The organism is Pandoraea terrigena (genome assembly GCF_902459705.1).
Taxonomy (GTDB): domain Bacteria; phylum Pseudomonadota; class Gammaproteobacteria; order Burkholderiales; family Burkholderiaceae; genus Pandoraea; species Pandoraea terrigena.
In genome coordinates this window covers 179,575-191,231 of record NZ_CABPRU010000002.1, presented here as the reverse complement: position 1 = coordinate 191,231, position 11,657 = coordinate 179,575, and the positions used below count along the sequence as shown (strand labels likewise).

At 64.7% G+C, this 11,657-nt stretch carries 5 protein-coding genes; 4 read left to right on the top strand and 1 reads right to left on the bottom strand.

Annotated elements, in window-relative coordinates; all coding sequences use genetic code 11:
* Window positions 1–48 precede the first annotated feature (48 nt).
* The 4 genes from PTE31013_RS05080 (at window position 49) to PTE31013_RS05065 (ending at window position 9,224) form a co-directional block, all read left to right on the top strand.
* Window positions 49–3,231, top strand: a complete 3,183-nt coding sequence (locus PTE31013_RS05080) for an MdtB/MuxB family multidrug efflux RND transporter permease subunit (RefSeq protein ID WP_150611752.1) — start codon at window positions 49–51, stop codon at window positions 3,229–3,231.
* Window positions 3,228–6,368 (top strand): multidrug efflux RND transporter permease subunit, encoded by a 3,141-nt coding sequence (locus tag PTE31013_RS05075; protein ID WP_150611751.1) that lies wholly within the window; start codon window positions 3,228–3,230, stop codon window positions 6,366–6,368. Before PTE31013_RS05080 ends, PTE31013_RS05075 begins: the two co-directional genes overlap by 4 nt.
* Before the next feature lie 199 nt (window positions 6,369–6,567).
* Complete coding sequence (locus PTE31013_RS05070; protein WP_150612183.1) at window positions 6,568–8,079, top strand: efflux transporter outer membrane subunit; 1,512 nt, start codon at window positions 6,568–6,570, stop codon at window positions 8,077–8,079.
* 506 nt (window positions 8,080–8,585) lie between these two features.
* Window positions 8,586–9,224 (top strand): response regulator, encoded by a 639-nt coding sequence (locus tag PTE31013_RS05065; protein ID WP_174978436.1) that lies wholly within the window; start codon window positions 8,586–8,588, stop codon window positions 9,222–9,224.
* A 59-nt stretch (window positions 9,225–9,283) separates the two neighbouring features.
* Here the strand turns inward: PTE31013_RS05065 and PTE31013_RS05060 are convergent, their stop codons facing one another.
* Window positions 9,284–11,506: an FUSC family protein gene (locus PTE31013_RS05060; RefSeq protein WP_150611749.1), complete on the bottom strand. Its 2,223-nt coding sequence runs from the start codon at window positions 11,504–11,506 to the stop codon at window positions 9,284–9,286.
* Window positions 11,507–11,657: the final 151 nt, after the last annotated feature.

The window sequence follows — 11,657 nt, the reverse complement described above, 5'->3', positions numbered from 1 at the left end:
CGCCCACGCCAGGCCCACGGCCCCCAGAGACGCCCTTCGACGTAGCCAATGAATCCGTCCCGCCCGTTTATTCTCCGACCGGTCGCCACATCGTTACTGATGCTGGCCATCCTGCTTGCCGGTTTCGTCGCCTACCGGCTGCTGCCGCTCTCGGCACTGCCGGAAGTCGACTATCCGACCATTCAGGTGGTGACGCTCTATCCCGGCGCGAGCCCGGATGTGATGACCTCATCGGTGACGGCCCCGCTGGAGCGTCAGTTCGGTCAGATGCCGGGCCTGAAGCAGATGTCGTCCACCAGTTCGGGTGGCGCGTCGGTGATCACGCTGCAGTTCTCGCTCAATCTCGGGCTCGACGTTGCCGAACAGGAAGTGCAGGCCGCGATCAACAGCGCCAGTAATCTGCTGCCGACCGATCTGCCGATGCCGCCGATCTACAGCAAGGTCAATCCGGCCGACACGCCGATCCTGACGCTGGCGATCATGTCGAAGACCCTGCCGTTGCCCAAGCTCGAGGATCTGGTCGACACGCGCGTGGCGCAGAAGATCTCGCAGTTGCCCGGGATCGGCCTGGTGAGCCTGTCGGGCGGCCAGCGCCCGGCCGTGCGCATTCAGGTCAATCCCAGCGCGATTACATCGTACGGACTGAATATCGAAGACGTCCGCACGTCGGTTGCCGCGGCCAATGTCAATCAGGCGAAGGGCAGCTTCGACGGCCCGCTGCGTGCGTCGACCATCGACGCCAACGACCAGCTCGCATCGGCCGACGCGTATCGCAACCTGGTCATCGCGTACAAGAACGGCGGGCCGATCCGCCTTTCCGACATTGCCGACGTCATTGACGGCGCAGAGAACACCAAGCTCGCCGCGTGGGCCGATACCACGCCGGCCATCGTGCTGAACGTGCAGCGCCAGCCGGGCGCGAACGTGATCGAGACAGTCACTCGGGTCAAGGCACTGCTGCCGCAGCTGCAGGCCTCGCTGCCGGGCAGCATCGACGTGAAGTTGCTGACCGACCGCACCACGACGATCCGCGCCTCGGTCTCCGACGTGCAATTCGAACTCCTGCTCGCCGTCGCCCTCGTGGTGATGGTGATCTTCCTGTTCCTGCGCAACGTCTCGGCGACGATCATCCCGAGCGTGGCGGTGCCGCTGTCTCTCGTCGGCACGTTCGGCGTGATGTACCTGGCCGGCTTCTCGATCAACAACCTCACGCTCATGGCGCTTACCATCGCGACCGGCTTCGTGGTCGACGACGCCATCGTGATGATCGAGAACATCGCGCGCTACATGGAGCAGGGGGAAAAGCCGCTGCAGGCGGCGCTCAAGGGCGCGGAGCAGATCGGCTTCACCATCATTTCGCTCACGTTCTCGCTGATCGCCGTGCTGATCCCGCTGCTGTTCATGGGGGACGTCGTCGGTCGTCTGTTCCGCGAATTTGCGATCACGCTGGCGGTGTCGATCCTGATCTCGGCCGTGGTGTCGCTCACGCTCACACCGATGATGTGCGCGAAGTTGCTGCGTCACGTGCCCGAAGAGAAGCAGGGCAAGTTCTACCGCAAGACGGGCGAGATGTTCGACCGCATCATTGCGAAGTACGGTGAGTGGCTTACGTGGGTACTCGATCGCCAGACGGCCACGCTGTTCGTAGCGCTCGGCACGCTCGTGCTCACGGTGCTCCTGTACCTGTGGGTACCGAAGGGTTTCTTCCCGGTGCAGGACACGGGCGTGATCCAGGGGATTTCCGAAGCGCCGCAGTCAATCTCGTTTGCGGCAATGGGTGAGCGCCAGCAGGCGCTGGTCGCCGCCGTGCTCAAGGACCCGGCCGTCGAATCGGTCTCGTCGTTCATCGGGGTGGACGGGGTGAACACCACGCTCAACAGCGGGCGCCTGCTCATCAATCTGAAAGACAAGGGCGTGCGCGGGCTGGATGCCTCGGCAGTCATTCGTCGCATTCAGCCCGAGGTCGCGAACGTGCCCGGCATCGCGCTCTATATGCAGCCGGTGCAGGACCTGACCATCGAAGACCGCATCAGCCGAACGCAGTATCAGTTCACGCTGCAGGACCCGAGTCTCGATACGCTCGGTGTCTGGGTGCCGAAGCTCGTCAACACGTTGCAACACGTGCCGCAACTGGCCGACGTGACGAGCGATCTGCAAGTCAATGGTTTGCAGGCGTATGTGGACATCGACCGCGACACGGCGAGCCGCCTGGGCGTGACGCCCGCCGCCGTCGACCAGACGCTCTACAGTGCGTTCGGCCAGCGACTGATCTCGACGATCTACACACAGGCGTCGCAATACCGCGTGGTGCTCGAAGTGGGCGACGACTTCCAGCGCGGGCCCGACGCACTGAAGGGCATTTACGTTGCGTCGACCTCGGGGGTGCAGGTGCCGCTCACGTCGTTCGCGAAGATCATCGAGAAGCCCACCCCGCTGGCGATCAACCACCAGGCCCAGTTCCCGGCCGCCACGATCTCGTTCAACCTCGCCAAGGGCGCATCGCTGGGCGACGCCGTGAAGGCGATCACCGCCGCCGAGCAGTCCATTGGCCTGCCGGTGAGCACGCAGACGACGTTCCAGGGCGCCGCCCAGGCGTTCCAGGCGTCGCTTTCGAACACGCTGTGGCTGATTCTCGCGGCGGTCGTGACGATGTACATCGTGCTGGGCGTGCTCTACGAGAGCTACATCCACCCGATCACGATCCTGTCGACGCTGCCGTCGGCCGGTGTCGGCGCGCTGCTTGCCCTGATGGTCTCGGGCAACGATATCAGCATCATCGCGATCATCGGCATCATCCTGCTGATCGGCATCGTGAAGAAGAACGCGATCATGATGATCGACTTTGCGCTCGAGGCGGAGCGCGAACAGGGCATGGCGCCGCGCGAGGCGATTTATCAGGCGTGCCTGCTGCGTTTCCGGCCGATCCTGATGACGACGATGGCTGCCGTGCTGGGGGCGCTGCCGCTGATGCTCGGCTCAGGCGTGGGCTCCGAGCTGCGCCAGCCGCTCGGCATCACAATGGTGGGCGGGCTGATGGTCAGTCAGGTGCTCACGCTGTTCACCACGCCGGTGATCTACCTGTGGTTCGACCGCTGGGCCGCGCGGGCACGCGCGTGGCGGGATCGGCATTTCGACACCTCGGGGCCGCCGGACGATCCGGGGCATGGCGATCATGGCAGCCCAGGCGCTGGCGGTGACGGCCCGGCAACCACAGGCGGCCCGGCGCGATGAACCTGTCGGCCGTCTTCATCAAGCGCTCGGTCGCGACCGTTCTGCTCACCGTCGGGGTGACGCTGGCAGGCATCGTCGCGTTCGGCCTGCTGCCCGTCTCACCGCTGCCGCAGGTCGATTTCCCGACGATCTCGGTCTCGGCGTCGCTGCCTGGCGCGAGTCCCGAGACGATGGCCGCGAGCGTGGCCACGCCGCTGGAGCGCTCGCTCGGCCGTATTGCCGGGGTGACGGAGATGACGTCGAGCAGCGCGTTGGGCTCGACCCGCATCACGCTCCAGTTCGACCTTTCGCGCGACATCAACGGGGCGGCGCGCGACGTGCAGGCGGCCATCAATGCGGCGCGCAGCCTGCTGCCATCGGGTCTGCCGAGCAACCCAACCTATCGCAAGGTGAATCCCGCGAGCGCGCCGGTGATGATTCTCGCGCTCACGTCGGACAGCATGACGCGCGGGCAGATGTACGACTCCGCGTCGACCATCCTCGCGCAGAAGATCTCTCAGCTCGAAGGTGTGGGCGATGTGACCGTCGGCGGCAGTTCGCTGCCGGCGGTGCGCGTCGAGCTCAACCCGACGGCGCTCAACAAGTACCAGATCCCGCTCGAGACGGTGCGCACGACGATTCAGGCCGCCAACGCGAACCGGCCGAAGGGCGCGCTCGAAGACGGCGATCTGCGTTGGCAGATTCTCGCCAACGATCAGGCGAAGACTGCCAAGGACTATCTTCCGGTCGTCGTCAGCTATCGCGACGGCCGTCCGGTGCGTCTGTCCGATATCGCCGATGTGGTCGATTCGGTGCAGGACTTGCGCAACGCCGGGTCGGCCAACGGCAAGCCGTCGGTGGTGCTCGTCATCACGACGCAGCCGGGCGCGAACATCATCAAGACGGTCGACGGCATCACCAAGATCCTGCCTGTGCTGCGCGCCTCGATCCCGGCGGCCATCCATCTCGACGTGATGATGGACCGCACGCCGACGATCCGGGCATCGCTCAAGGAAGTCGAGCGCACGCTGCTGATCTCGATTGCGCTCGTCATCATGGTGGTGTTCCTCTTCCTGCGGAACTGGCGCGCGACGCTCATTCCCAGCGTGGCGGTGCCCGTCTCGCTGATCGGCACGTTCGGGGTGATGTACCTGTGCGGCTTCAGCCTGGATAACCTGTCGCTCATGGCGCTTACCATTGCGACCGGGTTCGTGGTCGACGACGCCATCGTGGTGCTCGAGAACATCTCCCGACATATCGAAGACGGGCTGAGTCCGTTCGCTGCCGCGCTCAAGGGCACGCGCGAAGTCGGCTTCACGGTGCTCTCGATGAGCATTTCGCTGGTGGCGGTTTTCATCCCGCTGCTGCTCATGGGCGGCATCGTGGGGCGCCTGTTCCGCGAGTTCGCCGTCACGCTCTCGGCAGCCATCCTGGTCTCGCTGGTCGTCTCGCTCACGGCCACGCCGATGATGTGCGCGCGTCTGCTCAAGGGCAAACCTGCGCCGGGCGCGCCCGATCGGCCGTCGCGCCCGTCCGTCTGGACACGCCTGGGCGGATGGACCGAGCGCATGTTCGACGGCATGCTGCGCGAGTATGAACGCTCGCTGTCATGGGCGTTGCGTCACGGGCCGCTGATGCTGGGGATTCTGTTCGCGACGATCTGCCTGAATGTCTGGCTTTATACCGTGGTGCCGAAGGGCTTCTTCCCGCAGCAGGACACGGGGCGAATGATCGGCTTCATCCAGGCCGATCAGGCGATCTCGTTCCAGGCCATGGAGAAGAAGCTGGCCGACTTCATCAGGATCGTGCAGGCCGATCCGGACGTGTCGACCGTCACGGGCTTTACCGGTGGGTCGAACCGCAACGGCGGCTTGATGTTTGTCACGCTCAAACCGCTGGGCCAGCGCAAGATCTCGGCCGATCGGGTCATCGCGCGATTGCGGGGCAAACTGGCGAAGGAGCCTGGCGCGATGCTCTATCTGCAGTCGGTGCAGGATATTCGCGTGGGCGGACGGGCGAGTAACGCGCAATACCAGTACACGCTGCAGGCGGATGACCTTCAGCAGTTGCGCGAGTGGGAGCCGAAGGTGCGCAATGCGCTCTCGCACCTGCCGAATCTCGTCGACGTCAACACCGACCAGCAGGACAAGGGCCTGCAGACGACGCTCGACGTCGATCGCGATCAGGCATCGCGCCTGGGGCTGACGATGAGCCAGATCGATAGCGTGCTCAACGACGCGTTCGGGCAGCGGCAGGTCTCGACCATCTACAACCCGCTCAATCAGTACAAGGTCGTGATGGAGGTCGCGCCGCAATGGTGGCAAAGCCCCGAGTCGCTCAAGGATATCTATGTGGTGACCTCGGCCGGGGCACAGGTGCCGCTCTCGGCCTTCGCGCGTTACCGCCCAACGAACACGGCGCTGGGCGTCTCGCACCAGGGACAGTTCGCCGCGAGCACGATTTCGTTCAATCTGCCGCCGGGCGTGTCGTTGTCGGCCGCGCAAGCCTCTGTCCAGGAGGCCGTCGCCCGGCTGGGCATGCCGACGTCGGTACATGGCAGCTTCCAGGGGACGGCGCAGGCGTTCCAGTCGGCCTTGTCATCGCAGCCGGTACTGATCCTGACGGCGCTGCTCACGGTGTATATCGTGCTGGGCGTGCTCTACGAAAGCTACATTCATCCGCTCACCATCCTGTCGACGCTGCCGTCGGCGGGCGTTGGGGCGTTGCTGGCGTTGCTGCTCTTCAATACCGAGTTCAGCATCATCGCGCTGATCGGGGTGATTCTGCTGATCGGTATCGTGAAGAAGAACGCGATCATGATGATCGACTTCGCGCTCGATGCCGAACGGCGCCAGAAGATGCCGCCGCGCGAGGCCATCTACCACGCGTGCCTGCTGCGTTTTCGCCCGATCATGATGACGACGATGGCCGCCATGCTTGGTGCGATTCCGCTCGCGCTGGGGACGGGCGACGGCGCGGAGCTGCGTCAGCCCCTGGGCATCTCCATCGTGGGTGGCTTGCTCGTGAGCCAGGTGCTCACACTCTATACGACGCCCGTCGTATATCTGTATCTCGACCGCTTGCGGCTGCGCTGGGCGCGATGGCGTGCACATGGTGACGGTGGCCGGCGCGACGCCGAGGAGGTGGGGCATGGCTGATGCCGTTCGTCGCCAGCGCCGCGTGCGCGCCGGTGCGTTGCCTCCCGGTGCGTCTTTTGAAACTACTGTTCCGGCCGAAGGGCCGATGTGTGCCATGTCCCGTATCCTGAATCGTCAAGTCGCCGCCGTGGGTTCTCATGCGCCTGCCGCTGCCGCCGCGGCTGTGAGTCAAGCGCGGTGCGTGGGGACGCCACCGCGCATGCGCCGCGCCGCCACGTGGCTGGCCGCAAGCGCCGTGCTGTGGCTTGCGGGCTGTGCCGTGGGGCCGGACTATGTGCGTCCGAGCATCAGTACCCCTGCAGCGTTCAAGGAGACCGGAGACTGGAAGCTTGCCGAGCCCAGCGATGCGGCCTCCAAGGGCGAGTGGTGGGCGATCTACCAGGACCCGGTGCTTTCCGAGTTGATGGCACAGGTCAACGTCGACAATCAGAACATCAAGGTCGCCGAGGCCAACTATCGGCAAGCGCTGGCCGTCGCGTCGCAGGCCCGCTCGGCGTTCTTCCCGACGATCGGCGCCAATGGCGGCGTCACGCGCGCCAGCTCGCGCGTGAGCAGCACGGCGGTGAGCGGATCGGGGGCGGGCGGCATCTCGAACAGCTACAGCCTGTCGGGCACGGCAAGCTGGGAACCCGACATCTGGGGCAGCGTGCGCCGCTCGGTCGAGGCCGGCAATGCGAGCGCCGAGGCGAGTGCGGCCGATCTGGCCAACGCGCGTCTCTCGGCGCAGGCGCTGCTCGCGCAGAACTACTTCGACCTGCGAGTGACGGACACCCAGAAGGCGCTGCTCGATCGTACGGTCGCCGCGTATGAGCAGACGCTCAAGCTTACGCAAAATCAGTACGCTGTCGGCGTGGCGCAGCGCTCCGACGTGATTCAGGCGCAGACGCAACTGCAGTCGGCGCAGGCCTCGGCGCTCGATATCGAAGTGACGCGGGCCCAACTGGAGCATGCGATCGCGCTGCTCGTCGGCAAGGCCCCGGCGGTGTTTGCGCTCACGCCGGCGCCATTGCGTGCCGCGTTGCCGACGGTGCCGGTGAGCCTGCCGTCGACGTTGCTGGAACGGCGCCCCGATATTGCCGCGGCCGAGCGCTCGGTGGCGGCGGCGAATGCGAAGATCGGCGTGGCCAAGGCCGCCTTCTTCCCGACCCTTTCACTCTCGGCCACGGGCGGCTTCCAAAGCAGCACGTTCGCCGACTGGCTGACGCTGCCAAGCCGCTTCTGGTCGGTCGGCCCGGCGCTGGCGGCCACGCTCTTCGACGGCGGCCTGCGCCGTGCGCAGACCGACGCGGCGATCGCGGCGTACGACGCGCAGGTCGCGACCTACCGTCAGACGGTGCTTACCGCATTCCAGGCGGTGGAGGACAATCTCGCCGCCTTGAACTATCTGGGACGCGAGGCCACCGTGCAAGACCAGGCGGTGCAGTCGTCGCGTGAAGCGCTGCAGCTCATTCTCAATCAGTACAAGGCGGGCACCGTCGGGTTCCAGAACGTCTTGACGGCCCAGACGACGGCGTACACCACGGAGCGTACGGCGCTGGCGATTCTCGGTCGTCAGTTCACGGCCAACGTGCTGCTCGTGACGGCGCTCGGCGGCGGTTGGCATGGGTTGCCGCCCGAGGGCGGGACCGATGGCGAAGCGTCGGCGATGAAGGCATCCGCGGCGGTTGGCCCGATCGCTATCCCGGCCAATGGCCGCGACGCGCAGAAGTAACACGCAATCCGGCAACCCTCGCCACGTCCTGGTCGAGACAAGGCTCGACCGGTGCCGCGTCGGCATGCCTTCCTCTCCCGACTACGCATATTCCGACGCAGACAACAGGCCGATCACTAAATCGGGCGTTGGTGTTTAAGGTAATTCCGAACTTCGCAATTGGAATGTCGGAAACACACGTGGCGAATCATCGGAATACCGGTAACGCGAGTAGCACAGACTGCGCTGGCGGGCGTCTGAGCAATTTCACCTCTGGGCGAGTCCCGTCAAGCCGTTAGACCGCAGTGCCCGCTCTATCGGGCAGCATGCGGGGCGCTCGCGCATTGACCACGCCGCGTGGCAGGGAGGCGCGCGCGCATCGTCTATGTGACGTTTCCCAACCGGCCGACATGATCCCTTTTTGCCAGAATGGACTCGCTTCGCCGCGATGGCAGGCGCGAAGCTCCGTACGTGTCGTGCGGCGATGACGGTGCTGCCAGATGACGAATAAAGGGAGGGGGACAACGATGACGATCAATGTCGTGGTCGCGGACGACCATCCGATTGTGCGCTATGGAATACGACGTCTGCTCGAAGAGCGGGAAATGATTCATCTGGTCGGCGAGGCGGGCAATTCGTCAGAACTCGTGAATTTGCTGGGCAAGTCGCCATGCGACATTCTCGTGACCGATTTCTCGATGCCGGGGGGCAATTTCAAGGACGGCCTGTTTCTGATCGGCTATGTGCGCCGGTATTTCCCGCACATCAAGATCATCGTCGTGACGATGCTGGAGAATCTGGCGATTCTTCGCGGCATGCTCAAGCTCGGTGTGCATTCCATTCTCTCGAAGCTCGACGAGCAGAGTTCGATCGCCGATATCGTGTGCGTGGTGGCGGACGGCAGCCGCTACATTCCGGCGGGGCTGGCGACGCGGCTACACGACTCGGTGGTCGACGACACCGAGATCGATGCGTCGAAGCTCTCGGGCCGCGAAGTGGAAGTGGTGCGGCTGTTCGTCTCGGGGCTGACCATCAGCGAGATCGCGTTCCAGCTCAGTCGCAGCGTCAAGACGGTCAGCTCGCAGAAGACCAACGCCATGCGCAAACTTGGGCTGGACCGGGACGTCGACCTGTATCACTACGCCACGCGCACGGGCATCGCCTGACGGATCGGTTGAACGCGTCAGACAACTGGGGTGGCGCGGCGCAGCGACGCCACGCCAGGTCAGGCCGGCAGGCGAATGGCCCGCATGTCGCGCAGGATCAACTCGCCCGCCCGGAGCATCTGCTTGAGTTGATGCACCACCTGCTTGATCTCCTGCACGTGGGCCTCGGGTGTGCCGGGCTGCTGCTCCTGGGCGACGACCAGCGCATCGAGGCGTCGCGTGTAGTCGCGCAGTGCTTCGCTTGCGGCCTGCGCGTCCGTCGGCACGGACGCGGCCGGGGCCGCAACGGCCTGCGAGAGCAGATCGCTGATGGCGGCGACGACCTGTCCCAGTTCGCCGCTCCTGTCCGCCGCAATCTGACGCGGCAGCACGTCCGACATCCCCGTGATGTAGGACGCCATCACATGGTTCTGGACCAGCAGATCGTTGAGTTCCCCAACCGAGACCTGTTTGGACTTGGGCTCCAGCATCATCCGTTTGAACGCCGCCCCGAAATTCCCGAACGCAATGTGCATATCCTTGCGGGCCATGCGATACGCGAGGTCGTCGCGCTTGCCGTCGCGACCGGTGCACGATTCCAGGTAGGCACGCGTGGACTGCACCGCCTGCCGGATGAGCGGCCCCATCAGGCGGTATTCCCAGTACGGGAACAGATACGAGCACACGAGTGCCACGGCGGAGCCGATCAGCGTGTCGATCGCGCGCTCGCCGATCACGGACAGCGACCCGGGGAGCAGGAAGTGGAACAGCAACAGCACGTAGGACGACATGAAGACGACCGACAGGCCGTAATTGAACAGCGACAGGCTGTTGCCCATGACCATGCAGAAGAACATGAGGACGAGCAGCACCCACGCCTTGTGCACAAAGGCGAGGATGATCAGCACGCTGACGCACCCCAGGAGCGTGCCCGTCAGACGCTGGGCGTTCTTCTGTTTGGTCAGGCTGAAGCCGGGCTTCAGAATCACGATGATCGTGAGCAACACCCAGTAACTGTGTGCCTGCCCGGCGAGCAGCGACCAGTTCTCGCAAATGATCATCCCGCCCGTAATGGCAATCGTCACCCGCAACGCATGGCGAAAGCTCGGTGAGGAGAAAGTCAGATTCTTCCAGAGCAACTTCGGAGAATAGCTCTGTCGCGACGTGAAGCGAACGAGCGCCTGATCGATCTGCACTTCGGTGGCCGACCCCGCCGTGGCGAGATTCGTGTTGCGGTGCATGCGCTCCACGACACGCGTGCTGCTCCAGACCCGGCGGAACGTGTTCGTCAGCGCCTGATAGGCTTCGGGCGAACGCTGTGGCAGCAACTGCTTGCGCATCAGTTCGATCTCGTACTCGATGGCGCGGAACTCCGCGCGCCAACTGCGCTGTGCCCGCGACGGCTCGTTGGTGGCGATGGCGTAGCCGATCGCATCGACTTCGTTGGCGATCTTCCGGATCATGTCGCGGAAAAACAGGAGCACGTCATGGTCGGCGAACTCCCGGCGCAGCATCGGGTAATCGGTGTGCACCGACACCACGACCTCATGCAGATCGACGATGTTGATGAACAGGTTGAACAGCATCGTGCGGCGCGGCTCCAGCGTGCCGGTGCGCAGGCGGGGCAGGTTGCGCAGAATGATTTCGCGCGCCGCCTGCTGCTTTTCCACGACGTTGACCTGCGCGGCGATCAGTCGCCGGTAGCAATCGTCGATATCGGTCGACGTGTCGTAGAACGCCGCCTTGGCTTCCAGGTACTGCGCCGTGACGAAGAAGCACTCGGCAAGCGTCTGCTGTTCGATGCGAAACCACCAGACACGGCAGACGATGAGACTGAAGTAGGTGTACCAGAGGCCGCCCGCGAGCACGGCGCCGGCATCGAGCACGGCCTGGTGCCGCGTGAGATCGCCCTCGACGTTGAGCACCATCATCATCAGGCAGGCGAAACTCACCAGCGACGCGCGATAGCCATAGATCACGAGCATCGACAGGCCGAATGTCAGGATCAGCGACGTGATCCAGAGCTGCCACGGCTGTGCGGCAGTGGCCATGCCAGTGATCAGCACCGTGAGGGCACCGAGCAGTGTGCAACTGAGTAGTTCGGCGTGCTTGTGACGCAGCGGCCCGTTGATGTCGACCACGCTCGCGCACAGCGCCCCCGAGGCGACCTCGATGCCGAGCAGGTGCTGGCCCATCCCCCAGAAGAGCACGAGCGCCGGCAATACGACCCCCAAGGCCTGACGGGTGCCGGTGAAAAAGTAATGGCTATAAAGAAACTTCTTGATATCGGTCTGGTAGTCCATGCGTCGGGTGCGAGGGTTCCGCAGCAAAGCTGGCCGCGCGGCGGGGTAGGGCGCGGTGCAGTGAGAGTCTAGCCGAAGCCCCGCACGCCGCGAAGAGGGGGCGCGGCCGGTGATACGCGGCGTGCCGATGGCCGGCAACGGCGTGCGGGGC

Coding starts and splice junctions, on each gene's coding strand:
- PTE31013_RS05065 (WP_174978436.1), top strand. CDS start 8,586: ATGACGATCAATGTCGTGGTCGCGGACGACCATCCGATTGTGCGCTAT.
- PTE31013_RS05075 (WP_150611751.1), top strand. CDS start 3,228: ATGAACCTGTCGGCCGTCTTCATCAAGCGCTCGGTCGCGACCGTTCTG.
- PTE31013_RS05070 (WP_150612183.1), top strand. CDS start 6,568: ATGCGCCGCGCCGCCACGTGGCTGGCCGCAAGCGCCGTGCTGTGGCTT.
- PTE31013_RS05080 (WP_150611752.1), top strand. CDS start 49: ATGAATCCGTCCCGCCCGTTTATTCTCCGACCGGTCGCCACATCGTTA.
- PTE31013_RS05060 (WP_150611749.1), bottom strand. CDS start 11,506: ATGGACTACCAGACCGATATCAAGAAGTTTCTTTATAGCCATTACTTT.